At 65.9% G+C, this 23,899-nt stretch carries 21 protein-coding genes; 4 read left to right on the top strand and 17 right to left on the bottom strand.

The genetic code is table 11. From position 1 onward, the window contains the following. The first annotated feature begins 76 nt into the window (after window positions 1-76). Together ABNU97_RS00690 and ABNU97_RS00685 are read left to right on the top strand one after the other, a co-directional pair. Window positions 77-1,270: an NAD(P)/FAD-dependent oxidoreductase gene (locus tag ABNU97_RS00690; protein ID WP_348764825.1), complete on the top strand. Its 1,194-nt coding sequence runs from the start codon at window positions 77-79 to the stop codon at window positions 1,268-1,270. Between the two features lie 26 nt (window positions 1,271-1,296). Next, on the top strand, window positions 1,297-2,625 hold the full coding sequence (locus ABNU97_RS00685; RefSeq protein ID WP_348764824.1) for a lytic murein transglycosylase: 1,329 nt from the start codon (window positions 1,297-1,299) through the stop codon (window positions 2,623-2,625). A gap of 53 nt (window positions 2,626-2,678) precedes the next feature. On the opposite strand, the gene ABNU97_RS00680 is transcribed toward ABNU97_RS00685, so the two are convergent. After that, entirely contained in the window at window positions 2,679-3,662 is a 984-nt protein-coding gene (locus ABNU97_RS00680; RefSeq protein WP_348764823.1) for an aldo/keto reductase, read from the bottom strand. Between the two features lie 117 nt (window positions 3,663-3,779). On the opposite strand from ABNU97_RS00680, the gene ABNU97_RS00675 reads away from it, so the two are divergent. Beyond that, entirely contained in the window at window positions 3,780-4,382 is a 603-nt protein-coding gene (locus ABNU97_RS00675; RefSeq protein WP_348764822.1) for an exopolysaccharide biosynthesis protein, read from the top strand. Here the strand turns inward: ABNU97_RS00675 and nei are convergent. Next, window positions 4,375-5,220, bottom strand: a complete 846-nt coding sequence (gene nei, locus ABNU97_RS00670) for an endonuclease VIII (protein ID WP_348764821.1) — start codon at window positions 5,218-5,220, stop codon at window positions 4,375-4,377. The two genes, ABNU97_RS00675 and nei, sit on opposite strands and share 8 nt — an antisense overlap. A gap of 120 nt (window positions 5,221-5,340) precedes the next feature. Between nei and ABNU97_RS00665 the strand changes: the two genes are divergently transcribed. After that, window positions 5,341-5,934 carry a YceI family protein gene (locus tag ABNU97_RS00665; protein ID WP_348764820.1) on the top strand — a complete coding sequence of 198 codons (594 nt, stop codon included), beginning with the start codon at window positions 5,341-5,343 and terminating at the stop codon, window positions 5,932-5,934. A 114-nt stretch (window positions 5,935-6,048) separates the two neighbouring features. Here ABNU97_RS00665 and ggt read toward each other — a convergent pair whose 3' ends face one another. From ggt to ABNU97_RS00590, 15 genes are all read right to left on the bottom strand, one after another. Then, on the bottom strand, window positions 6,049-7,839 hold the full coding sequence (gene ggt / locus ABNU97_RS00660; RefSeq protein ID WP_348764819.1) for a gamma-glutamyltransferase: 1,791 nt from the start codon (window positions 7,837-7,839) through the stop codon (window positions 6,049-6,051). Between the two features lie 27 nt (window positions 7,840-7,866). After that, window positions 7,867-8,361 (bottom strand): pantetheine-phosphate adenylyltransferase, encoded by a 495-nt coding sequence (gene coaD, locus ABNU97_RS00655; protein WP_293624458.1) that lies wholly within the window; start codon window positions 8,359-8,361, stop codon window positions 7,867-7,869. A gap of 110 nt (window positions 8,362-8,471) precedes the next feature. Next, a complete protein-coding gene (gene rsmD / locus ABNU97_RS00650; protein ID WP_348764818.1) occupies window positions 8,472-9,164 on the bottom strand; it encodes a 16S rRNA (guanine(966)-N(2))-methyltransferase RsmD in 693 nt (230 codons plus the stop codon). Beyond that, window positions 9,130-10,596, bottom strand: a complete 1,467-nt coding sequence (gene tldD / locus ABNU97_RS00645) for a metalloprotease TldD (RefSeq protein ID WP_348764817.1) — start codon at window positions 10,594-10,596, stop codon at window positions 9,130-9,132. Before tldD ends, rsmD begins: the two co-directional genes overlap by 35 nt. Window positions 10,597-10,647: 51 nt before the next feature. Then, complete coding sequence (locus ABNU97_RS00640) at window positions 10,648-11,622, bottom strand: quinone oxidoreductase (RefSeq protein ID WP_348764816.1); 975 nt, start codon at window positions 11,620-11,622, stop codon at window positions 10,648-10,650. Window positions 11,623-11,857: 235 nt separating this feature from the next. Continuing rightward, window positions 11,858-12,706 (bottom strand): carbon-nitrogen hydrolase family protein, encoded by an 849-nt coding sequence (locus ABNU97_RS00635; protein ID WP_348764815.1) that lies wholly within the window; start codon window positions 12,704-12,706, stop codon window positions 11,858-11,860. A gap of 20 nt (window positions 12,707-12,726) precedes the next feature. Next, window positions 12,727-16,554: a YhdP family protein gene (locus ABNU97_RS00630; RefSeq protein ID WP_348764814.1), complete on the bottom strand. Its 3,828-nt coding sequence runs from the start codon at window positions 16,552-16,554 to the stop codon at window positions 12,727-12,729. A 292-nt stretch (window positions 16,555-16,846) separates the two neighbouring features. Next, the gene (locus ABNU97_RS00625) at window positions 16,847-18,370 is read right to left on the bottom strand and encodes an Rne/Rng family ribonuclease (protein WP_348764813.1); all 1,524 of its coding nucleotides are present in this window, start codon (window positions 18,368-18,370) and stop codon (window positions 16,847-16,849) included. A 99-nt stretch (window positions 18,371-18,469) separates the two neighbouring features. After that, complete coding sequence (rlmH, locus tag ABNU97_RS00620; RefSeq protein ID WP_348764812.1) at window positions 18,470-18,937, bottom strand: 23S rRNA (pseudouridine(1915)-N(3))-methyltransferase RlmH; 468 nt, start codon at window positions 18,935-18,937, stop codon at window positions 18,470-18,472. Window positions 18,938-18,956: 19 nt separating this feature from the next. Continuing rightward, window positions 18,957-19,349 carry a ribosome silencing factor gene (gene rsfS / locus ABNU97_RS00615; protein WP_348764811.1) on the bottom strand — a complete coding sequence of 131 codons (393 nt, stop codon included), beginning with the start codon at window positions 19,347-19,349 and terminating at the stop codon, window positions 18,957-18,959. Next, on the bottom strand, window positions 19,346-20,011 hold the full coding sequence (nadD, locus tag ABNU97_RS00610; RefSeq protein WP_348764810.1) for a nicotinate-nucleotide adenylyltransferase: 666 nt from the start codon (window positions 20,009-20,011) through the stop codon (window positions 19,346-19,348). The genes rsfS and nadD overlap by 4 nt, the downstream gene beginning before the upstream one ends. Before the next feature lie 27 nt (window positions 20,012-20,038). Beyond that, window positions 20,039-21,274 carry a glutamate-5-semialdehyde dehydrogenase gene (locus ABNU97_RS00605; protein WP_348764871.1) on the bottom strand — a complete coding sequence of 412 codons (1,236 nt, stop codon included), beginning with the start codon at window positions 21,272-21,274 and terminating at the stop codon, window positions 20,039-20,041. A 75-nt stretch (window positions 21,275-21,349) separates the two neighbouring features. Beyond that, on the bottom strand, window positions 21,350-22,393 hold the full coding sequence (gene holA / locus ABNU97_RS00600; protein WP_348764809.1) for a DNA polymerase III subunit delta: 1,044 nt from the start codon (window positions 22,391-22,393) through the stop codon (window positions 21,350-21,352). A 103-nt stretch (window positions 22,394-22,496) separates the two neighbouring features. Next, window positions 22,497-23,279 (bottom strand): adenosylmethionine decarboxylase, encoded by a 783-nt coding sequence (gene speD, locus ABNU97_RS00595; protein ID WP_348764808.1) that lies wholly within the window; start codon window positions 23,277-23,279, stop codon window positions 22,497-22,499. Between the two features lie 200 nt (window positions 23,280-23,479). Further along, entirely contained in the window at window positions 23,480-23,896 is a 417-nt protein-coding gene (locus ABNU97_RS00590; protein ID WP_348764807.1) for an OsmC family protein, read from the bottom strand. Window positions 23,897-23,899: the final 3 nt, after the last annotated feature.

Raw genomic sequence — 23,899 nt, 5'->3', positions numbered from 1 at the left:
ACGCGCCGGAAAGCCCCGATTCATACGTGTTCCGGGTTGGTTCGGCGGTTTTTGTTCAGTCATCAGGGCAGGCCAGATGGGCGGCAATCGATCGACAGATGTGATCGTACTCGGCGGCGGCGCGGCCGGGCTGATGTGCGCAGCGGTGGCCGGCGCGCGCGGCCGGCGCGTGGTCGTGATCGAGGGCAGCAAGCGCTGCGGCAAGAAGATTCTCATGTCCGGCGGTGGGCGCTGCAACTTCACCAATCTCTACAGCGCCCCGGACAACTTCCTGTCTGCGAACCCGCATTTCTGCAAGTCGGCCCTGGCGCGCTACACGCCGGCCGATTTCATCGCGCTGGTCGAGGCCCACGGCATCGCCTATCACGAGAAGGAGCGCGGCCAGCTGTTCTGCGACGAATCCTCGAAACAGATCGTGGCGATGCTGCTCGATGAATGCGCGGCGGTCGGCGCAGAGATTCGCGTGAACACGTCGATCGACGGCGTGGCTCGCGATGCCCTGGGCGGGTTCGAGGTGAGCACATCCGCCGGGGTCTGGCATGCAGAAAGCGTAGTGGTGGCCACCGGCGGTCTGTCGATCCCGAAAATGGGCGCTAGCGGCATCGGCTATCGTATTGCGCGCGACTTCGGCCTGCCGGTACGGGCCACCCGTGCCGCGCTGGTACCGTTCACCGTCGCGGGCGCGGCGCGCGCTGCGTTCGCCGAGCTTTCCGGCATCGGGACAACCGTCGAAGCCGCCTGCAACGACGGCCTGTTCGAAGCCGGGCTGCTGTTTACCCACCGCGGTCTGAGCGGGCCGGCCATGCTGCAGGTTTCCTCCTATTGGCAGCCCGGCGATACCGTGGCCATCGACTGGTTTGCCGGCGCGCCCGTCGGCGACTGGCTCGAAGACGAACGCGCTGCGCGACCGAACGCACGGCTGGCCAGCGCGCTCGCAACGCGCTTCCCACGCCGGCTGGCGAACTGGCTGGCCGAACGCTGTACCTCGGGCAATGCACGCCTCAAGCAGCTCGACGAAGCCGCCATGACGACCCTGGTCGATCAGCTCTCGGCCTGGCCGTTCAGCCCCGACGACACCGAAGGCTATCGGACCGCCGAGGTTACAATCGGCGGCGTCGATACGAACGCGCTGTCCTCGGCTACGCTCGAAGCGCGCGACGTGAACGGCCTGTACTTCATTGGCGAGGTGGTCGACGTGACCGGCCATCTCGGCGGGCACAACTTCCAGTGGGCGTGGGCCTCCGCCAAGGCGGCAGGCGAGGTAATCTAGGGCTCTCTTTTCAGCAGGTTGGTCTTATGCGGATACGGTTCGTCTCGAACAGCTGGCGTCATCTGTTATTGCCGGTGGGCGCGCTCACCCTCGCTGCCTGCGCATCGCAGTCGGTGGAGACGGCGCAGTCTTCGGATACGGCACAGGGCAGCGCCGATGTGGCAGCCGATATGCGCATGTCGGCGGCGCCAGCCACCCAGGCGGTCCCGGCTGAAGCGGTGCGCGACGCCGCCGGCTTCGATCGCTGGGTCGCGGATTTTCGCCGGCGTGCCGCCGCACGCGGTGTGTCCGAGCGCACCCTCGACGCCGCGTTCGAGGGCTCGGAGTTCGTACCGCGTATCGTCGAACTTGATCGCCGCCAGCCCGAGTTTTCGCGGGCGATCTGGGACTATCTCGACAGCGCGGTTTCCGATGCGCGTATCCGCCAGGGCCGCGAGCAGCTGGGCAGCTACGCTGCCGAGGCGCGTGAGGCTGAAACCCGTTACGGCGTACCGGCCACGATCATTGGCGCCATCTGGGGCGTGGAAAGCAACTACGGCAGCAACTTCGGCAACTACGAAACCATCGATGCCCTGGCCACACTCGGCTACGACGGCCGACGCACGGGCTTTGCCGAAGAGCAGCTCTATGCGGCCCTCCAGATTGTGGAAAACGGCGATATCGATCGCGAGCGCATGCGCGGTTCCTGGGCAGGCGCGATGGGGCATACCCAGTTCATTCCCACCAGTTTTCTGGCCTATGCGGTCGACGAAGACGGCGACGGGCGTCGCGATATCTGGGGCAGCATTGCCGACGTCATGGGTTCGACCGCCAACTACCTGAAAAAGAACGGCTGGCAGCCGGGCCAGAGCTGGGGCCGCGAGGTCGTGCTGCCGCCCGATTTCGACTATGCCCAGGCCGAGCTCGACACCCGTCGCAGCAGCGCCCAGTGGCAGGCCGCCGGCGTACGCGCGGTCGACAGCCGTGGCCTGCCGTCATTGGTTTCGGCGTCGATCATCGCGCCCGCCGGTGCCCACGGCCCGGCCTTCATGGTGGGGCCGAATTTTCGCACCATTCTGCGCTACAACAATGCCACCAGCTATGCGCTGGCCGTCGGCCTGCTCTCGGACCGGCTCGACGGCGCGCCCGGCGTGTACGGCGACTGGCCGCGCACCCTGGCCAGCCTCTCGCGTACCGAGATCAAGGACATGCAGGGCCTGCTCAACCAGCTCGGCTATGGCACCGGCACGCCGGACGGCATCATGGGGCCGAACACCCGCGCCGGGCTGCGCGCTTTCCAGAAGGCCAACGGTCTGACCGCCGACGGCTACCCGACCCACGAGCTGCTGGGCCGTATTCGCGTCGCCGCGGGCTGACCTAGGGCAAGCCGGGCACTCGGCCCGGCTTTGCCCCTCGACGCCGGGGCAGGCTATTCGTGGCCGGCGATCGGGTGGGGGACGTAGGGCGCTTCGAGCTTTTGCTTCTCGTCGGCGCTCAACTCGATATCGATGGCCTGAATCGCCTGTTCGAGATGGTGCGATTTGCTTGCCCCCACGATCGGCGCGGTGATCGCCGGGTTCGAGGCCACCCAGGCGAGGGCGATCTGTGCCATCGCCACGTTGCGCGCGTCGGCGACCTCGCGTAGCGCCTCGATTACCGGCCTATCGATATCGCCACCGAGCTGCCATTTGCGCGTGTTCTCGTCGGTCTGTGCGCGTTTGGACTCGCCGCCTTCGCCCTGGGTCGTCTTGCCGGCCAGCACGCCGCGCGCCAGCGGGCTCCAGGGAATCACGCCCACGCCCTGATCGGCACACAGCGGCAGCATCTCGCGCTCCTCTTCGCGATAGACGAGGTTGTACATGGGCTGCATGGTCGAAAACGGCGTCCAGCCATTGCGCTCGGCGACCTGCTGGGCCTTGGCGAACTGCCATGCGTACATGGAGGAGGCACCGATATAACGGGCCTTGCCGGCCTTCACCACGTCGTGCAGCGCTTCCATGGTTTCCTCGATGGGCGTGTCGTAGTCCCAGCGATGGATTTGATACAGATCGACGTGATCGGTGCCCAGCCGTTCGAGCGAGCCGTCTATGGCGCTCATGATGTGCTTGCGCGACAGGCCGCGGTCGTTCGGTCCGTCGCCCATCGGCATGAAGACCTTGGTGGCAAGCACGAAATCGTCGCGCCGGGCGTAGTCGGTCAACGCCTTGCCGACCACGCGCTCCGACTCGCCGCGCGAATACATGTCCGCGGTATCGAAGAAGTTGATGCCGGCATCGAGGGCCTGCTTGATGAACGGCCGGCTGGCCTGTTCGTCGAGCACCCATTCGCGCCATTCCGGGGTGCCGTAGGTCATGGTGCCCAGGCACAGGGGCGAGACTTTCGTGCCGGTGCTGCCGAGACGTTTGTAGCGCATTGATTACTGCCGTGGAAAAATCGATGCTGTATACAATAAAGCAGTAGAAGCCGCTCGGGAACCTTGCCGCCGGCATGCTAATCTGAGGTGCATTCGTCCCCTGCAACAGAGGCCCCGATGGGCCAACAGCCGACCCTGACCGGACTGCTGGAATCGCTGGATTCCAGTGCCGATACCCATGCCGAAAGCAACAGCGCCGACGACCGCCTGTCGATCGGGGAAGTGCTGCAGGTCATTGGTGAGCGCGGCTATGGCCCGCTGGTGCTCATCCTGGCCCTGATCGCTGCGCTGCCGACGGGGGCGGTACCCGGCATCCCGAGCGTCTGCGGCATATCGATCGCCCTGGTATCCACCCAGCTGATCTTCGGCAAGGCCCACCCCTGGCTGCCCAAGCGCCTGCGTCGGCTGTCGATCGAGCGGCATCGCTATCGCCAGGTATCGCGTCGCCTCACACCCTGGACTCAGCGTATCGATCGCCTGGTACGCCCGCGCCTGACCGTGCTCGTACAGGGCGCATCCACCCGCCTGATCGGTCTGGCCTGCGTGGTGCTCGGGGTATGCATGGTGCCGTTGGAGATCATTCCCTTCGCCGCGGCCGCGCCGGCTTTTGCCATTGCCTTCATGGGCCTGGGTCTGACCGGCCGCGACGGCTTCTGGGTGTTGGCAGGGCTGGTGCCGGCCGGACTGGCCGGCTATTTCGTCTATACCCTGATTACCTGAGCTCGGGCTGACAGTTCGGACAGCGGTACAGCCGCCGGCTGGCAACGGTGGTTTTTTCGATCGCTGCGCGGCAGTCGTAGCAGGCCTGCCCAGCGCGACCGAAAACCCGATGCCGCCGCGCGCCAAAGGACTGGCCCTGCGCCTTGAGCCGCTGCGCGCGGTCGGGGTCGTTGGTGATGCCCTTGAGCCGATAGGCCTGTTCGATCATCGTCCGCGTCGCAATCACCAGCCGGCGGCGTTGTGAATCGTTCAGCGACTTCGGTTTGTAGCGCGGATGCAGGCCGGCGACAAACAGGATCTCGGATCGCAGATAGTTGCCCACGCCGGCGATGAAGTGCTGGTCGAGCAGCAGCGTGCCAAGGGCACGGCCGCAAAAGCGCCGGTCGTCGAGCTGTTGCAGCAGCCGGTGATCGTCCACATCGGCATCGTTGAGCAGATCGGGGCCAAGCCGGGCGAGATAGGGCACCGTGTCGAGGGCGGCCGGGCGTACCAGGCGGATATCCGAGGCGCTGTACAGGCGTGCCGCCCGTGGCCCGGCGCTGATCGCGAAGCGCAGCTGTCGCTTCGTTGTCGGCAGCGATGCGGCGCGCCCGATGCGCCACTGTCCGTACAGCTGGTTATGGCTGTAAACGCACCAGGGGCCGTCGTCGCCGCGCGCGGCAAAGAACACCAGTACGCCCTTGCCGCGTGCCTGAACCGAGGTGATACGGCGCCCGGTCAACGCGGCCTCGAAGCCCTTGAAGCGCTCGAAGGCAAAAAATACCGCGTCGGCATCCCGCCCGCCGACGGCGGTTGCGATATCGTCGACCATGCGTCTTATTTCGGGGCCTTCGGGCATCGCGGCTCTAGAGATTCTTTTGCGTGAACAAGTAAAAGCGCTGTACAGCCAGCGTTTACCCGAAGTTCGATACACTCGGATGCAGTCACGACAATCCAAAACCGCAAGCAAGTGAACAGTATGAATAAAACCATCATTAGCCTGGCCGCGACCGGCCTGCTCGCCGCGACGGCGATGAGCGCCAACGCAGCGGAAACCTACAAGATCGATCCGTCGCATACCTATGGCAACTTCGAGATCGGCCATATGGGGCTGTCCACCATGCACGGCCGTATCGATGTTACCGGCGGCGAAATCGTCATGGATCGCGAAGGCGACACCAGCAGCGTGAACGTCACCCTCGATCCGGCCACCGTCGATACCGGCCACGACAAGCGCGACGAGCACCTGCGCGAAACCGAAGGCTTCTTCGAAGTCGACCAGTACCCCGAGATGTCGTTCAAGTCCACGCGCGTGAGCTTCGACGGCGACGACGAGGCCACCGTCGAAGGTGAGCTGACCATGCACGGCACCACCAAGCCGGTCACGCTCGACGTCGACGACATCGTCTGCAAGACCAATCCGATGGACGAGAAGAAATATACCTGCGGGTTCTCGGCCGAAACCGAAATCAAGCGCAGCGAATTCGGAATGGATGCCTATGTGCCGCTGGTCGCCGACGAAGTCGATATCCAGATCGAGGTCGAAGCCAATCGTCCCAACGACCAGGGCTGATTTAAAGGCCCGGTGACAATGGCCGGCGGCTCGCAGGAGCCGCCGGTTTTTTTTTGGCCTGAGGTCAGGGCCTGCGATGGGCTCTTCGCCAGGACCGGCCTGCGACTCGGGCGCTCAGTCGGTGGTCGCGGTTTGCGTATCGCGCGACTCGTGCTCGCAGACCGGTGTGCTGTCGCCGATCGCTGCACAGCCGATGCCGCGCGGGTCGGAGGCCGCGTCCATTCGGTTCTCGGCCTTGTTCCAGATCACCGCGTGCATGTCGCCGTAATGGCGATTGACCCGTTCGAGGCTGTGGCCAAGTTTCTCCAGGCCGGCACGCGTGTCCGACGACAATGCCCCGGGCTCGTATTCGACATGATCGGGTAGATACTGGTGGTGGTAGCGCGGTTTGCCGACCACGCTCGCGGCGTCGCCGCCGTGGGTGAAGTCCAGCACGCCGAGCAGCACCATGGTGGTGATCCGGCTGCCACCGGGGGTGCCGAGCGCCATCTCGCGATCGTCGCCCACGACGAAGGTCGGCGTCATGCTCGACAGCGGGCGTTTGCCGGGTGCGATCGCGTTGGCCTCACTGCCGACCAGCCCATAGCCGTTGGGCGCCAGCGGCTTGGCCGAAAAATCGTCCATCTCGTCGTTGAGGAATACGCCGGTGCCCGCGGCCACCAGCCCCGAGCCGAACGGAAAGTTCACCGACAGCGTGGCAGCAACGCGATTGCCCTCGGCATCGATGACCGAAAAATGGGTAGTGTGGTGGCCGCTGGCGCGCTCGGCGGTTACGCCGGCGAGTTCATCGCTGGGCGTGGCCCGATCCATACGGATGCCCACGCGCAGACCGGCCGCATAGTTCTTGTCGATCAGCCGGGCGATAGGCATATCCACGAAGTCCGGATCGCCCAGATAGGCGGCGCGATCGCGGTAGGCGCGGCGCATGGCCTCGATGGTGACGTGGCGACGCTCGACATCGTCGAGCGTGCCCCACTCGAAGCCTTCGAGGATATTGAGCGCTTCGACAAGCACCGGGCCGCCGGACGACGGGGGCGAGCCGGACACGATCTCGTATTCGCCGTTGGGTGTGCGGTAGGTGCCGTGCGTGGGCTCGCGCTCGATAACGTCGTAGTCCGCCAGGTCCTGGCGGGTCCAGATACCGCCGGCGCTGCGCACGGCCTCGACCAGCCGGCGTGCGACGTCGCCGTCGTAGAAACCGTCGCGGCCGCGTTCGGCGAGGGCCTCGAGCGTGGCGGCCAGGTCGGGCTGTTTGAAGCGGGTGCCGGCAGGCAGTACGGCGCCGTCCTCGTCGAGCAGCAGCGCGGCGCTGGCGGGGTATCTCGCCAGCACGTCGCGGCGGTACTCGGCCAGCGTGTGCATGTGGTCGTTTATTTCGAAGCCGTCGCGTGCCAGGCGGATCGCCGGTGCGAGCGTACGCGCCAGGTCCAGCTTGCCGTAGCGTTCGGCGATATGCGCGAGCGCGGCCGGCTCGCCCGGAATGCCGGCGGCCAGCGCGCCGTTGCGCGAGCGCTGCTGGACGAAGTTGCCGTCGTCGTCGAGATACATGTCGCGGGTGGCCGCGCCCGGCGCTTCTTCGCGGCCGTCGATCATGACATCGCGATTGTTTTCGGCGTCGTGCAGCAGCCAGAAGCCGCCGCCGCCCAGCCCGGAGCCCTGCGGCTCGACCACGGCGAGTGCGGCAGTAATGGCAACCGCGGCATCGAAGGCGTTGCCGCCTGCGTCGAGCACTTCCATGCCGGCAGCGGTCGCCGCCGGATGGGCGCTGGCCACGGCCGGGGCCGGCGGTGTGTCGTTGCCCGCCAGCGCGCTGGATAACGGCAGGCACGAAACAAGCACCGAGCAGGCGATCAGACGAAGCCGGACATACATGGGCATTACCGCGAAAAACGAAAGGCGGATCATCACGATACCGCCTGTAGTCGCCGAGCTCTAGCCGCCGGTCTTCTCGTGGAGCTTGTCGGCTACGAGGCTGGGCACCAGGCCGCTGATACGCCCGTCGAGGAAGGCGATCTCGCGCACCAGCGTGGAGGAGATGTGGGCATATTCGGGCGAGGGGGCCAGAAAGATGGTATCCACCTGCGGAGCGAGATGACGGTTCATCACGGCCATCTGTTTTTCGTATTCGTAGTCGCCCACGCCGCGCACGCCGCGTACCAGCACGCTCACCCCGTGCTTGCGGGCGAAATCGACCACCAGCCCGCTCACCGGCATGACGATCACGTTGTCGACATCGGCCAGCACCTGCTTGGCCAGTTCGACGCGTTCCTGGTGATCGAAGATCGATTTCTTGCTGGCGTTGCTGGCCACCGCCACGATCAGCTCGTCGAACATGCCCGCCGCGCGTCGAATGACGTCGGCATGTCCGTTGGTGATCGGGTCGAAGGTGCCGGTATAAGCCGCCCGGATATTGGGTGCGCTACTCATCTGTCGCCCACTCCGCCGTGTCCGTGGCCCCGGTTGTGTTGCGCTGACCGCACGTAGTTCTCCTCAGGCGTTTCTCGCGCGCGTGCCTGTGCGCGCGGCGCGAGCATGGATTACGAAATCAAAGATGCGCGGTCATCTTCGCTGGCAGGGCGCGGCTGTGCAAGGCAGTAGCCGACGTCGCCGGCGCGCTTGGCGCGGCGTATGTCCAAGCGGTCGGCGAACAGCGCATGCAGGGCATCGGTTTGTTGGGCCGGATATTCGAGATAGATCTGCGCATGGCCGGGCAGCGCGGCCAGCACCCGATCCAGTGCCGGGCCGTGCAGTTCGGCGGCAAACGGCGGATCGATGAACACGACATCCGGGGCGGGCGTAGCCAGGGTCAGCGCGAGCGCATCGCCTTGAACCAGCGTAGCGCGCGCGGCTGCGTCCAGCGTATCTAGCGCGGCCCGCAGCGAGGCGATGGCCTGGCGATCGCGTTCGACGAACTGTACGTGAGCGGCCCCGCGCGACAACGCTTCCAGGCCGAGCGCGCCGGTGCCGGCGAACAAATCCAGGCAGCGTGCGCCCTCGATACGCGGGGCAAGCCAGTTGAACAGGGTTTCGCGTACGCGATCCGGCGTGGGGCGCAGGCCTTCGGCCATGGTCACGGGCAGACGCCGCCCGCGCCAGGCGCCGCCGATGATACGAACGGAGGTGGTAGCGGCGCTTGAGTTCGGGCGCGGCCTGGCCGATCGACGCGCCACCTTCAGCCTCGGTCGGCCGGCGCGGTCATCCCTGCTGGGTGCCGCCGACGGTGATCGCATCCACCTTGAGCGTGGGCTGGCCCACGCCCACCGGCACGCTCTGGCCATTCTTGCCGCAGACGCCGATGCCTTCATCCAGGGCCAGGTCGTTGCCGACCATGGAGATACGTTCGAGCACGTCCGGGCCGTTGCCGATGAGCGTGGCACCCTTGATTGGCGCGCCGATCTTGCCGTTTTCGATGCGATAGGCCTCGTCGGCCGAGAACACGAAGTTGCCCGAGGTGATATCCACCGAGCCGCCGGAGAAATTCACCGCATAGATGCCGTGGTCGACCGAGGCGAGGATATCTTCAGGCACGCTGTGACCGGCGCGCATATAGGTATTGGTCATGCGCGGCATGATGGTGTGCGCATAGGATTCGCGGCGCGCGTTGCCGGTCGGCGCCATGCCCATCAGGCGGGCGTTTTGCTTGTCCTGCATATAGCCGACAAGACGGCCGTTTTCGATCAGCGTATTGCAGGCTGCGGGGCTGCCCTCGTCGTCGATCGCCAGCGAACCGCGGCGCCCGTCGAGCGTGCCGTCGTCGACGATGGTGCACAGATCGGAGGCGACCTTTTCGCCGATTCGGTTGGAATAGTTCGACGAACCGCGGCGGTTGAAGTCGCCCTCCAGGCCATGGCCGACCGCTTCGTGCAGCAGTACGCCCGGCCAGCCGGCACCGAGTACGACTGGCAGGCTGCCGGCCGGCGCGGGTTCCGCGTGCAGGCGGACCAATGCACGGCGTACGGCCTCGCGGGCGTAGCCGGCCACGCGGTCGGCCCCGTCGCCGGTGGCCGTACCGAAATAGTCGTAGCCCATACGCGCACCGCCGCCGGCGCTGGCAGATTCGCGCACGCCGTTTTCTTCAACCTGTACCGACACGTTCACCCGCACCAGCGGGCGCACGTCGCCGGCCAGCGTGCCGTCGGAGGCCGCGACCAGCATGGTGTCTGAGGAGCCCGCCAACGACACGGTCACGCGCACCACGCGCTCGTCTGCATCGCGAGCGATCTTGTCGGCGTGATGTAACAGCGCGACCTTGGCATCGGCGTCGAGCGTGGCAGACGGGTCGATCGGCGCATAGCGCGTGGCCGCGCCGCTGTCACGACGGGTCAGCGCATTCACGGTTGCGCTCTTGCCATCCCGGGCAATCGCGGCCGCAGCCTGTGAGGCCCGGGTCAAGGCCGGAAAGGCAAGCTCGTCGGCATAGGCAAAACCGGTCTGCTCGCCGGCCAGGGCACGCACGCCCACACCCTGTGACGTCGACGCGCCCGCGCTGCGTACCACGCCGTCCTCGAGCATCCAGGATTCGTTCTTGAGAATCTGGAAATAGAGGTCGGCATAGTCCACGCCCGGTACCATCAGGCCCCGAAGCGCGGATTGCAGCTGGCCGGCGTCGATGCCGGCACGGCCGAGCAGGGTGTCGGAAGCGATATCGATAGCGTTTTTCATCGCATCACATTAACACCGCGCGGCGCCTCGTTGGGGGCGCCGCTGGCACGATCAGAGGGTGAGGATCGTCGAGCCGGTGGTTTCGCGGTTGGCCAGGGCCCGATGGGCCTCGGCGGCGTCTTCGAGCGCGAAACGCTGGCCGATGTTGATGCGCACATCGCCGGATTCGAGCACCGCAAAGAAGTCGGCGCACATCATCTCGAAGCGTTCGCGGGTGTCGGCATAGCCGCCCAGGCTGGGCCGGGTCACGAACAGCGAGCCGCCCTTGTTGAGTTCGACGAGATTCACGCCTTCGACGGGGCCGGAGGCGTTGCCGAAACTCACCATCAAACCGCGCTTGGCCAGGCAGGCCAGAGAGTCCTGCCAGGTGTCTTTGCCGACCGAGTCGTAGACGACGGGCACCATTGCGCCGTCGGTGAGCTCGCGCACTCGTTCGGGCACTGATTCGCGGGTGTAGTCGATGGTCATCCAGGCGCCGTTGCGCTTGGCGATACCGGCCTTGTCTTCGTTCGATACGGTGCCGATCACGTGCGCGCCCAGCGCATGCGCCCACTGGCAGGCAATCGAACCCACGCCGCCGGCCGCGGCATGGAACAGGATCGTGTCGTCTTCGCCGATGGCATAGGTCTGGCGCAGCAGATACTGCACGGTCAGGCCCTTGAGCATGCTCGCCGCGGCGCTTTCGAAATCGATCGCCTGCGGCAGGGCGATCGCCTTGTCGGCGTCCATGGTGATGAACTCGGCGTATGCGCCCAGCGGGCCCTGGGCATAGGCCACGCGATCACCCTCGGCGAAATCCTCGACGCCTTCACCCACGGCATCCACCACGCCAGCACCCTCGGTGCCCAGCCCGCTCGGCGGCTGCGAGGGGTAGAGCCCGCTGCGCACGTAGATATCGATGAAGTTCAGCCCGACCGCGCGGTTGGCGATACGTATTTCGCCGGGGCCGGGGTCGCGCGGCTCGACGTCGACGAGTTTCAGGACTTCAGGACCACCGGTCTCGGCGAACTGGATTTGACGGGCCATCGGGCGCTCCTTTGAAAACAGCGCAGTCAATCAATGCGCTATTTCTAGCAGTCCTAGGGCCTGTCGTCACGGGATATACCATCGCATTGCCTGTGCCGGGCGCGCCATGCTGCGTTGCGGACCTTGACCGTGGGCCCGCCACGCTCGGCGGCCCGCGCCTTGCCTGACACGCCCGGCACGGGCAAGCCCCAACGGATAACGATCGATGCGACGGCTTATCTCGCGACGACAGGCCCTAGAACAAACGTCGATGCGACAGACAGGGAAAGCCTTCGCGCAGGCTGGCGATACGGGCCCGGTCGATGGGGGCGACGATCACTTCGTTGGCTTCGCTTTGCGCTTCGGCCTTGATCTGGCCCCAGGGGTCGATGATCAGGCTGTGCCCATAGGTGCGCCGGCCGTTGGCGTGATGGCCGGCCTGGTTGGGCGCGATCATCGTGACCAGGTTTTCGATGGCCCGGGCACGCGTGAGCACGTGCCAGTGCGCGCTGCCGGTGGTATGGGTGAACGCCGACGGCGCGACCACGATTTCTGCGCCCTCGGCGGCCATGGCGCGATAGAGCTCGGGAAAACGCAGGTCGTAGCACACGCTCAGCCCCAGCCGGCCGATCGGCGTATCCACGACATGGGGCGTGGGCGGGCCGGCCACGAAGGTGGCGGACTCGCGATAGGCCTCGGCCGAATCCGGCACGCCCACGTCGAACAGGTGGATCTTGTCGTAGCGGGCCACGCGTTCGCCGTTGTCGGCATACACCGGGCAGCTGGGGTAGACACGATCGGGTTCATCGCTTGCCAGCGGAATCGTGCCGCCGACGATCCAAAGGCCGTACTTGCGTGCCGCCTCGGCCAGGAAGTCCTGGATCGGCGTATGGCCGTTGCCGGCGCCGTCGGCCTCGGCCACGCCGATCTTGTCGGTTTCATGGGCGCCCATCAGGGCGAAGTTCTCCGGCAGCACAGCGAGCTGGGCGCCGCGCCGTGCGGCATCGGCGAGCAGGTCGTCGGCACAGGCCAGATTAGGCGCGACTTCACCGCGCGAGTTCATCTGGATGGCGGCGACGTGGGGCAGGTTGGAATCGGCGGTCATGGCGGGCTTCTTCGGTCGGGCTATTCTTCGGCGCTGGGCTGCTCGATGCGCGGGTTGTCCCAGCTGCCTTTCAGGGTATACGCGATGCTCGAGAATTTCTTGATCGGTTTCTTGAACAGCTCCTGCATGGCGAATACCGCCGCGCCCACCAGCGGGCCGCCGAGCACGGTACTGGCCACGGTCACACCGCTGCCCACCTTGGGCACGATGGTCACGCGTTCGTCGTAGTCGCGTGCGGCCAGGCCGATGCGCCCGTTCATGCGGATCTGCGAGGACGGCGTGTCGATACGCACATTGTCGCTGTAGGCGTTGCCGTTCTCGATTGTGAAGTTCGCCCGTACCTTGTCGAAGGCCAGCCCCTCGTCGACCACGTCGCGAAAATCCAGGCGCAGGCGGCGTGGCAGCACGTAGAGATTAACCAACCCCAGCACCCGTGCCGCGCCGGGTTCGACAGCGGTGAAGGTGCCGTTGTCGAGGGCGAGTTCTACCTGGCCGTCGAGCGCGCGTAGATCCAGTCCGACCGGGTTCGGGGCGATGTTCAGGCGGGCGTGCAGGCGCGTGGAATCGGCGTTCACGCTGGCCGGATAGCCGAGAGTCCGCAGCAGCCCGGCCATGCCGGCGCCCTCGAAGCGGGTCTGGGCACTGGCCTCGGTCTGGCCGTTGTCGTGAACCCAGCGACCGGTGGCCCAGCCCTCCATAGCCCCGTTCTTGAGCTGGAAGCGGTCGAGCTGCCAGCCGTCGGGCTGGGCGCGGGCCTTGACTTCGGCCTGGCCGAAGTCGGTGTCGTCGACTTCGAAATTGGCCACGAACACATCCAGATGGGGCAGGTCGGCCGGGTCGATGTCCTGCCAGATGATCGGGCTGGTCTCGACCGGTGCGGCCACGGGCTGCTGTGGTCGTGTCCTGAGCGCGAGCCGGGCGAGATTGCCGGCAATATTGATATTGCCGCCGGCGGGCTGGGTCCAGGTGACCTGGCCCTGGGTATCCGGGCCTTCGAAATCGATCCGCCAGCCCGGGCGCGCGTTCATGGTCTGCGCGCGCAGATGCGTGTTCTGGAAGTAGCGATTGTCGAAGGCCAGTGCGCCGATGCGCATATCACCGCCGATGAAATCCAGCGCGCTGGCGCTGCTGCCGGACTGGGCGGCGGCGCGGGTGGCGGCTTCGACCTGATCCTGTACCACCGTGAACCAGCCCAGCCCGTCGACGTGATCGGCCCGACCGCCGATCCAGATACCGTCTTGATCCGGCGGGGTGAGGCTGCGGTCGTTGAGCAGCGCCTGAATACGGGTGACCGCGCCGTCGCGCAGGCGCACGGTGGTATCCACGCGGCCGTCGTAGCCGACGTGTACGCGGCTGGCATCGCCGGCCACGGTGATGGCCAGCGGCGCGGCACGATCGGCGGGCTTGTCCAGCGGCTCCGGCAGCTCAAGGGCGAGGCCGCGCAGGTCGCTTTTCAGGTCGATGTCGGACACGTCGCCGTTGCGGGCGACCTCGAAGGCCACGTTGAAATCGCTCGCGCCTTGGCCATAGCGCAGCCACGACTCGGGCAGATAGTGGGCGACCGCCGCGCCGTCCTGCGGCAGCTGCAGCCGGGCACGCGCGACGATGCGCTGGCGCTGGCCGGCCACCGGCACCACGTCGGCATCCAGCGCCACCCCGAGCAGATTGCCCTTGAGAGAGCGCGCGCTCAGCCCGCGTGCGTCGTCGAAGTGCAGGGTGCCGGTGATGGCGGTGATCGGGCCGGGCAGGGCCGCCGTGCGCAGCGTCGTCCCGCGCGCCCGCACATCGCCGGACACTTTTACGTCGCCCAGCTCGGGCTTGAGCGGTATGCGCAGATCGATCGACAGATCGGCCGGGCCGGTCACCTTGAGCGCGTCGACGATTTTCGCAAAGCGATCGCGCAGCGGCGAGCGCACCAAGAAGGCCAGCATCTTCTCGGCCCGAGCGTTGCGTGCCTTGCCGTCGATCTCGAGCACCGGTTCGCGCACGTTTTCCACCCGGCCGGTGGCCGGGCCGAGGTCTACGTCCAGCATGCGCGCGGCGGCCACGTCCACGCGCAGATCATCGCCGTCGAGTACGAGCTTGCCGCGTGCGCCTGTCAGCGGCGGCCAGTCGTCCTTGTAGGTCACGTCGACGTCGTGGCCCACGAGTTCCAGATGAAAGCGTTCGTCGCCCTGGGGGTTGGCGAACGGAAACCGGTCCATGGCCCCGCGCAGTTCCAGGGTGGCGCTGTCGAGCGTGCCGGCGGTAATGGCCTTGGGCAGCCAATCGCGCAGCTTTTCGTTGGGCAGGTCGTCAGCCTGCGGAATACGTGCGAGCAGGCGTGCGACCTGCGGGGCGCTGGCGCTGGCCTGCAGATCCACTACCGGCGCCTGGCCGGGCCGAAGCCGTATCCGGCCGCTGCTTTTGAATTCGGCTTCGGCGCTGGCGAGCTGGAGCTTGCGGGCGTCGATCTGCCAGCCGCCGTCGCGGCGCTGCCAGGCGATTTCGCCGTCCAGGTCGTCCATCGCCAGTTCGCCGCGCAGATAGCGGCGGGCGCTGAGCGTGCCGCCGGCGTTGTTGAACTGCAGGATGTGGTTGTCGCCCTGCTGGTAATAGCTGCCTGCCAGCGGGCCGACCGTGATGGCCGGGTCATCGATAGACAGGTGGTTGAAGTCCAGGGCCAGCTGCAAGGGCGTATCGCTACCGAGCGTGAGGGCGAGATTGTCGACCTGCGCATCCACCGCGGTATCGGCAAGACGGTCGATCCGCAGCCGGGCCAGACGCGTGGCAATGCCCACCGGCAGATGGCGGGCGTCGATACGCAGGCGCGGCTCGTCGAGGTCGATCCCGCCGGTCAGCGCAAAGCGATCCAGCCCGGGTGCGTCGCCGTCGAAGGCGGTCATCGCCAGTCGGATATCGTCAGCGCTGGCGTTTGCGTCGGCCGCTTGCGCGATGCCGGCTGCCTCGAAAGTGGCAGACAGCGCAGGCACCAGATCGGCGTCGGTCGCGGTGTCGGCTATCGCCGCCAGATCGAGCTGGGCCTCGGCGTTGATCAGCTGCCCTTGCTGCCAGTGGCCGTCGACCGTGGCCGCCATGCGGCCGCCGGAAAGCCGTTCGCGCAGTGCCGGCTCGATCAGCTGCGTGCTGCGCGCCAGCGAAGGGGTGTCGAGACCGTCCACGCTGAATTCGAATTCGGCCGTATCGATGTTCGGCAGGCGCCCGGAAAAACGGGCCTGGCCCTGGGCGTGCTCGAGCCAGTTCAGGCCGTCGAGGTTGAATTGCAGGCCATAGCTGTCGTTCTCGCTGCGGGCGATGCGCGCATCCAGGCGTTCGATACGACCGCGCCCGTCGGGCAGGCGCGCGTCGAGCAGGGTGATATCGGCATCGCTGATTCGGGCCGAACGCAGCATGGCCATGCGCTCGTTGACCGTGTTCCAGTCCAGCGGCGCGTCGCCCGGCCGCGACCAGTACGCCAGCTGTGGCCGGCCGTCTTCGCCGCGGCGTAGCGTGAGCGTGGGCCGCTCCAGCGTCAGCCCGTCCGGCAGGCGTTTGCCGTGAATGAGGTCGGTAAAGGAAAAATGCAGGCCCAGGCTGGCGAGCGTCACCGCCGGCTGATCGAAGCCGTGGCGGGTCACGCGCACGTCAGCCAGCTCCAGCAGCGGGCCGTTCCATTGCCAGCGCAGTTCGATGGCCTGGATATCGATATCGGCGTCGATACGCCGGCCGATGCGCTCGGCCAGCGCTTCGCGATAGCCGGGCACGAGATGATCGATCAGGCGCACGCCGCCCACCAGCAGGCCGGCCAGGATCACGAGGCTGGCGAGCGTAACGACGAACGCGCGTTTGATGATCGTCGTACTAGCCATGCGCGGGCGGGTTGTCTCGACTCGGCAGGCGTTGACCCCTGGCGCGATACGAACGCTGCATAGCCTGCCGGCGTGAAACTGTATTGGCGAAGCGCTTAGCGGGCATGAATGTGTCGGGCGGCGATCGGACGGCGGCGTTGGTGTTTCGACACGGCCGCGCGCTCGGGGTTCGCAAGGCGTGTCGGCGACGCCGCAGTCTGGACCGGGCCGGCGCGGCGCTGCGGTGTCGACGACGATCGCGCACGTCCGGCGGCAAGCCAGGGCGTTCGCGGGCGTCGTGGCGCCTCACAGCTTACATCACCACCAGATCGAACTGTTCGGCCGTGTAGAGCGATTCGGACTGGAGACGCACCGCGAGCCCGGTGTCGGCACAGACATCGTGAAAGGCGCCGGCCAGTTCATCCAGCAACAGGCCGATGATATCGGGGGCGGCGAGAATCAGCAGTTCCTCGACGCGCTGGCTGCGGGCCAGCCGGCTCATTTCGCGAAACAGCGAAAAACAGACGGTCTCGCAGGTCTTGACGAAGCCGCGGCCCTGGCAGCTCTCGCAGGGATGACACATGAGCTGCTGCAACGATTCGCGGGTGCGCTTGCGGGTGACTTCCACCAGCCCCAGAGGGGAAATGGCGCCCACGCTGGTCTTGGCCGGATCGGCATCGAGCGCGGCGCGCAGGGCGGTGAGTACCTGGGCCTTGTGCTCGGCATCGACCATGTCGATGAAGTCGATCACGATGATGCCGCCTAGATTACGCAGGCGCAGCTGGCGGGCCACCGTGTTGGCAGCCTCGATATTGGTACGCAGCACCGTTTGTTCGAGGCTGCGGGTGCCGACGTAGCCGCCGGTATTCACGTCGACCGTGACCATCGCCTCGGTCTGTTCGATGATGAGAAAACCGCCGGAGCGCAGCGGCACCTTCGGCGCCAGGGCGCGTTCGATGGCTTCTTCGATCCCGTATTGCGAGAACAGCGGCACCGGCTTGGTGTAGTGGCAGGTGCGTTCGGTGAACTCGGGGGCAAAGCGCTGGGTGAAGCCGGTCATTTCCTGCCAGGCGGCTTCGTCGTCGATGGTGATCGCCGCCACTTCGGGCGTGAGCATGTCGCGCAGCATGCGAATTGGCAGCGCCAGATCGCCGTAGAGCAGGGTCTCCGGGGCGACGGTACGGCTTTGCTGGAGGATATCGTTCCAGACCGTGGCCAGAAAACGCATGTCGGCGGCCAGGGCATGGTGGGGCGCGCCGTCGCCGACCGTACGTACGATGAAACCGCCGGTCAGACCCAGCTCTTCGCGAATGCCGGCCACGGCGCTGTGCAGCCGGTTGCGTTCGGCTTCGTTTTCGATGCGGGCAGAAACGCCGATACGCGGGTTGTAGGGCATATAGACCAGAAACCGCGACGGAATCGCCAGGTCGGTGGTCAGCCGTGCGCCCTTGCTGCTCATCGCATCCTTGGACACTTGCACCAGAACACGATCGCCCTGGTTGAGCCGGTTCTGGATGCGTGGCGCCACGTCCTGCGTTTCGGCCGGGCGGCGCACCATGTCCGAAATCTGCAAAAAGGCGGCCCTGGGCAGGCCTACGTCGATGAACGCCGCCTGCATGCCCGCGAGTACGCGCTGCACCTTGCCCAGGTAGATATTGCCGACCACGCTGCCGGTCGCATCGCGCTGGATATAGATTTCCTGCAGCACGCCGTTTTCCAGGTGCGCCGCACGCGTTTCACCCTTGGAGACGTTGACCAGGATCTCGATACGCGTGGGCTCGGGATCGGCCTCGGGCAGACACGAGACGCTCACCGCGGTTTGCGTCGACGTGTGCATGGGCAGGGCAGGTTATGGGAATTCGATGCCATGCACTCGATTGTCGGCGCACAGCGTATGCCACTGCAAGCGCGCCCCGATCCACGCCCGGCGGCGTGCTCAGCCGCGATGGTAGGGATGACCGGTGAGAATGCTGTGGGCGCGAAACAGTTGTTCGGCCAGGATCACGCGTACCAAAGGGTGCGGCAGGGTCAAAGGCGACAGCGACCAGCGCCGGTTCGCCCGGGCCAGACTGTTCGGGCCGAGGCCGTCCGGGCCGCCGACCAGCAGGGCACGATCACGGCCGTCGGCCAGCCATTCGCGCATTTGTCCGGCCAGCTGCTCGGTCGACCAGGGCTTGCCGTCCACGGCCAGGGCGATCACGTCCAGATCGGGGGAGAGCGCATCGCAGATACGCCGATCTTCATCGGCGATCGCGCGTTCGGGCTTGCCGCCCTTGCGGTTGCCGGGCGCTATTTCGGTGAGTTCCAGCCGGCATTCATGCGGCAGGCGGCGGGCGTAGTCGTCGTAGGCGCCGGTAACCCAGCCGGGCATGCGCCGGCCCACCGCCAGCAGGCGTATTCGCATAAACTACGCCACGACGGAACTAGTGCGTGGTGGAGCTTTCGCCGGCGATCGCGTCCATGTCCCAGAGTTTTTCCAGCTGGTAATAGGCACGCGTAACCGGCTGCATGATGTGCACCACCACGCCGTTGAGGTCGATGAGTACCCACTCGGCCTGGCTCAGGCCTTCCACGCGCGGCTGGATACCGGCTTCCTTGGCGTGGGCGATCACCGTTTCGCCGAGGCGCTTGACGTGGCGTGCCGAGCGGCCGCTGCAAATGACCATATGATCGGCAATGGTCGTCAGTTCGGCGACGTCGAGCACCTGGACGGATTCGCCCTTGAGTTCGTCGACGGCTTCGATGGCCAGCTTCAGCAAGGCGTTAACCTGTGGATCGCTGTTGTGGGCGTTTTCGGGCTTGTCTTGTAGATTCATTGACTCGCGGCCGTGGCCGGTTGGGACTGATAGACGCCTGCATCCATAATGTCGTCGAGCACGGCGGTGGGCAAGAGGTAACGCGGACTTTCACCCCGCTCCAGCAGCTCGCGGATATAACTGGCCGAAATCACCAGCGGCGGCGGCATATAGGTATAGATATGGCCACCGAGCTCGCGATGCAACGTCTCGTGGCTATCGGTGCCCCGTTCGGCCAGGGCGTCGGCGGCTGCGCTGTCGAGCTCGCAGTCGATACCGGGACGGTCGATGAGCACGATATGGGCGCTATCGAAGATGCGTTCCCATTCATGCCAGCCTGGCAGCTTGGCGAACACATCGCGGCCCATGATCAGGCACAGCGGCGTATCCGGCATTTCGGCGCGCATGGAGGCCAGCGTATCCACGGTATAGGACGGTCCGTCGCGCAGCAGTTCGCGATCGTCCAGGCGCAGGCGCGGCTCGGTGCTCACGGCCACGCGAATCCATTTCGAGCGCTGGCCCGGCGATGCCGTGGGCGCGCCGCGATGCGGCGGCCGCGCACAGGGCACCAGGCGCACATGGGCCATATCGAGCGCGCTGGCCAGTTCCATGGCCAGGCGCAGATGCCCGTTGTGAACCGGATCGAACGTGCCGCCAAGGACACCGACAGGGGCGGTGGTCAAAATGTTTCTCCCGAAACGATCAGGGCGCTAGCGGACATGGCCGTCGCCGAATACGACGTACTTCAGCGAAGTCAGCCCTTCCAGCCCGACCGGCCCGCGCGCGTGGAGCTTGTCGGTGGAAATGCCGATCTCGGCACCCAGGCCGTATTCGAACCCGTCGGCGAATCGTGTCGAGGCATTCACCATCACCGAGGCGGAATCCACCGCGCGCATGAAGGCCCGTGCCCGGGTCACGCTTTCGGTGACGATCGCATCGGTATGGTGCGAGCCCCAGGTTTCGATATGGTCGATGGCCTGGTCCATGTCGTCGACGATACGAATCGCCAGCACCGGGGCCAGATATTCCTCGGCCCAGTCGGCGTCCGAAGCCGGTTTCACGCCCGTGCCGAGTAGCTTGCGCGTACGCTGGCAGCCGCGCAGTTCCACCCCCGCCTGACGCAGATCCTGCGATAGCGGCTTGAGCACGCGCTCGGCTATGGAATCGGCCACCAGCAGCGTTTCCATGGTGTTGCAGGTGCCGTAGCGCTGGGTCTTGGCGTTGACCGCGATCGCAATGGCCTTGTCGAGATCGGCATGGTCGTCGATATAGACATGGCACACGCCGTCCAGATGCTTGATGACCGGCATGCGCGCATTGTTGGAGACGAATTCGATCAGGCCCTTGCCGCCGCGCGGCACGATCACGTCCACGTATTCGGGCATGTCGAGCAGCGCGCCGACGGCCGCGCGGTCGGTGGTTTCCACCACCTGTACGGCGTCGGCCGGCAGGCCGGCATCGGTGAGCCCGCGACTGATACAGGCCGCGATGGCCTGATTGCTGTGTGCAGCCTCCGAGCCGCCGCGCAGAATCGCCGCATTGCCGGATTTCAGGCACAGCGCTGCCGCGTCCGCGGTGACGTTCGGGCGCGATTCGTAGATGATGCCGATCACCCCCAGCGGCACGCGCATACGCCCGACCTGAATACCGGAAGGCCGATAGTTGAGGTCGGTGATGCCGCCGATCGGATCGGGCAGGGCCGCGACCTGGCGCAGGCCCTCGGCCATCTGTTCGAGGCGCTTGTCGTTGAGTTCCAGACGTTCGAGCAGCGCCGTATCGAGCTCGTCGCGGCCTTCGCGCATATCGCGGGCGTTGGCGGCGAGAATGCTACTGCGCCCGGCGATCAGCGCTTCGGCAATCGCGAACAGCGCGGCATTCTTGGCGCCTGGCTCGGCGGCGGCCATATGCCGGGCGGCGGCACGGGCGCGCTTGCCCATGGCCTGCATCTGCCGTTCGATACGGCTTTGCGGACTGCTGTCCTGGTTTTCGCGATCGCTTAGATTGGCGCTCATGAGTTCTGGTTACTGAAGACGATTGGATACGAGGCAGGACGCGCGCGGCGGCTGACCTGCCAGACCGAGGGTCAATGTTACCAGTTCATCCCAGGCGCGCCCGACGGCCGCGCCTTTGTTGACCTGATCGAGCCGGGCCGCACGGCGCAGCAGCTCGGCCAGCATGGTCGGATCGGCCCGCGTCGCGGCCTCGCCCAGCTGGCGCTTGCGCGCTGGCGGCATGAAGATCTTGCCGAGCATGGCATCGAGCCGGTTGGCGCGCGCGGCAAGCGCAGCCTGATACAGCATGCGGATTTCGCGTACCAGCGCCCAGGTGATGGGCACCGCATCCACCCCTTCGGCACGCAGTTTGGCCAGCGTTTTCAGCGCGCTGGCGCTGTCGCCGGCGAGCGCCTTGGTAGGCAGGTCGAAGATGCCGAAGCGGCTGTGGTCGCTGGCCGCGGCTTCGATTTCGGCCGCGCCGATGCTTTCGTTCGGATGCAGCAGCGCGAGCCGGTCGATTTCCTGGGCGGCGGCCAGCAGGTTGCCTTCGGTTTGTTCGGCCAGCAGGGCGACCGCGTCCCGATCGAGCGCAAGACCGTTGGCACGCGCGCGCTGTTCCACCCATTGCGCCATGCGCGCGCCCGGCAGCGGCCAGGCATACATGGCCACGCCGGCCTTGCTGACCGCCTTGTACCAGGCGCTTTTGCGCGCACTCGCGGCCAGCGGCGTGGCCAGAATCAGCAGCAGCGTGGAATCCGGCGCGTTCTTGGCGTAATCGCTGATTGCCGCGCTGCCGGGCTTGCCGGGGCCCTTGTCGGTGAGATGCAGTTCCAGCAGGCGTTTTTCGGAGAACAGCGACAGGCTCGCGCCGGCGCTTGCCAGCTGGCCCCAGTCGAATCCCGGCTCGGCATGCAGGACTTCACGTTCGTCAAAGCCCTGTTTGCGTGCCGCCGCCCGCAGGGCATCGGCGGCTTCGAGTACCTGCAACGGCTCGTCGCCGGCCAGTACATAGCAGCGCGCCAGCGGCTGGCTGTCGACCTGGCGCTGAAACTGGTCGGGGCGCAACTCCACGGTTCTACCTCGCTAGGGACAACACAGGCTGCGATCGACGACGGCACACCCGCCACCACGCGCATCATCATGCACGATACGCGCCATGCCAGGGCGCGCGGGGCTATTCGCCGTCCTGAGCGTCGTTGGCGAAATTACGGCCGTAGAAAATTTCGTTCACCTCGGCCTCGATCCGATCGGTCAGCTCGGCGGCCTCGTCTTCGGACAGGTCCTCGGCTTTTTCCGCGAACAGGTAATCGTTCAGCGAGAATTCGGTCAGCCGCATCTTGGTATGGAAGATGCGCTCGGCCAGCACATTCACGTCGATCATCTGATAGCGGTTGCAGATGTCTTCCGGGATGTAGTCCTGGATCGAGTTGATCTCGTGATCGATGAAGTGCTTCACGCCGTCCACGTCACGCGTGAAACCGCGCACCCGGTAGTCCATCGATACCACGTCCGATTCGAAGCTGTGAATCAGATGATCCAGCGCCTTGAGCGGCGAGATCAGGCCACAGGTGGATACGTCGATATCGGCGCGGAAGGTCGAGATGCCGTTATCCGGATGAAACTCCGGATAGGTATGGACCGTGATATGGCTCTTGTCGAGATGCCCGACCACCGCATCCGGCGTCGGCCCGTCGTAGGCGGCCTCCTCGGCGATGAGGATGGTCACGCTCGCGCCTTCCGGTTCGTAGTCCTGACGGGCGATATTGAGAATATGCGCACCGATGATGTCCGAGACTTCGGTCAGGATCTGGGTCAGACGATCGGCGCTGAACATGTCGTCCAGATAGGCGACATACGCCTTCTTCTGCTCCTGCGTACGCGCATGGCAGATGTCGTAGATGTTGAACGACAGCGACTTGGTCAGATTGTTGAAGCCGTGCAGGCGCAGTTTTTCCATGGCGAATTCGGGATGGGGTGTGGGCCAGGGCGGCTGAGCTCAACGCGGGCTGCATGAACCGATGACGGGGTCGTAGCGCCCATTATTTCGGCTGCATGGGCCCAGACGTTGCGTCGACCGACCGGGTCGATGGGCGATGAAATGGCGCAGTATCCGCGCGCGAGCGCGTACGTCAAGCGCCACGCCCGCGCATGGGCCGATCAGACGGTTTCGATCGTGTAGTCGTGGGTAATGTTCACGCTCGATTGCAGCATGATCGAGGCCGAGCAGTATTTCTCGGCCGACAGCTGCACCGCGCGCGCGACGTGTTTTTCGTTGAGGTTCTGGCCGGAAACGAAAAACTGTAGATGAATGTCGGTGAACACCTTCGGTTCGGTGCTGGCACGGGTGCCGTCCACCTCGATACGGCAGCCGGTCACGTCCTGGCGCGATTTCTTGAGGATATGCATCACGTCCATCGCGCTGCAGCCACCCACGCCCAGCAGAATCATCTCCATGGGTCGGAAACCGGCGTTTTCGCCGCCGATATCCGGCGGCCCGTCGATAGTGACTTCGTGGCCGCTATCCGCGGTGCCGGAGAACTGCAGTTGGCCCTGCCAATCGATGGTTGCTTTCATTCG

The sequence above is a fragment of the uncultured Salinisphaera sp. genome (genome assembly GCF_964012375.1).
Classification (GTDB): Bacteria; Pseudomonadota; Gammaproteobacteria; order Nevskiales; family Salinisphaeraceae; genus Salinisphaera.
The sequence above is the reverse complement of the archived record's forward strand: the minus strand, read 5'-3'. Positions and strand labels throughout refer to the sequence as shown.

Bases quoted from the DNA above. Each gene is read 5' to 3' on its own strand.
- ABNU97_RS00690 (WP_348764825.1), top strand. From the start codon at position 77: ATGGGCGGCAATCGATCGACAGATGTGATCGTACTCGGCGGCGGCGCG.
- ABNU97_RS00685 (WP_348764824.1), top strand. From the start codon at position 1,297: ATGCGGATACGGTTCGTCTCGAACAGCTGGCGTCATCTGTTATTGCCG.
- ABNU97_RS00680 (WP_348764823.1), bottom strand. From the start codon at position 3,662: ATGCGCTACAAACGTCTCGGCAGCACCGGCACGAAAGTCTCGCCCCTG.
- ABNU97_RS00675 (WP_348764822.1), top strand. From the start codon at position 3,780: ATGGGCCAACAGCCGACCCTGACCGGACTGCTGGAATCGCTGGATTCC.
- nei (WP_348764821.1), bottom strand. From the start codon at position 5,220: ATGCCCGAAGGCCCCGAAATAAGACGCATGGTCGACGATATCGCAACC.
- ABNU97_RS00665 (WP_348764820.1), top strand. From the start codon at position 5,341: ATGAATAAAACCATCATTAGCCTGGCCGCGACCGGCCTGCTCGCCGCG.
- ggt (WP_348764819.1), bottom strand. From the start codon at position 7,839: ATGATCCGCCTTTCGTTTTTCGCGGTAATGCCCATGTATGTCCGGCTT.
- coaD (WP_293624458.1), bottom strand. From the start codon at position 8,361: ATGAGTAGCGCACCCAATATCCGGGCGGCTTATACCGGCACCTTCGAC.
- rsmD (WP_348764818.1), bottom strand. From the start codon at position 9,164: ATGCGATCACCGTCGGCGGCACCCAGCAGGGATGACCGCGCCGGCCGA.
- tldD (WP_348764817.1), bottom strand. From the start codon at position 10,596: ATGAAAAACGCTATCGATATCGCTTCCGACACCCTGCTCGGCCGTGCC.
- ABNU97_RS00640 (WP_348764816.1), bottom strand. From the start codon at position 11,622: ATGGCCCGTCAAATCCAGTTCGCCGAGACCGGTGGTCCTGAAGTCCTG.
- ABNU97_RS00635 (WP_348764815.1), bottom strand. From the start codon at position 12,706: ATGACCGCCGATTCCAACCTGCCCCACGTCGCCGCCATCCAGATGAAC.
- ABNU97_RS00630 (WP_348764814.1), bottom strand. From the start codon at position 16,554: ATGGCTAGTACGACGATCATCAAACGCGCGTTCGTCGTTACGCTCGCC.
- ABNU97_RS00625 (WP_348764813.1), bottom strand. From the start codon at position 18,370: ATGCACACGTCGACGCAAACCGCGGTGAGCGTCTCGTGTCTGCCCGAG.
- rlmH (WP_348764812.1), bottom strand. From the start codon at position 18,937: ATGCGAATACGCCTGCTGGCGGTGGGCCGGCGCATGCCCGGCTGGGTT.
- rsfS (WP_348764811.1), bottom strand. From the start codon at position 19,349: ATGAATCTACAAGACAAGCCCGAAAACGCCCACAACAGCGATCCACAG.
- ABNU97_RS00605 (WP_348764871.1), bottom strand. From the start codon at position 21,274: ATGCAGGCCATGGGCAAGCGCGCCCGTGCCGCCGCCCGGCATATGGCC.
- speD (WP_348764808.1), bottom strand. From the start codon at position 23,279: ATGGAAAAACTGCGCCTGCACGGCTTCAACAATCTGACCAAGTCGCTG.
- ABNU97_RS00590 (WP_348764807.1), bottom strand. From the start codon at position 23,896: ATGAAAGCAACCATCGATTGGCAGGGCCAACTGCAGTTCTCCGGCACC.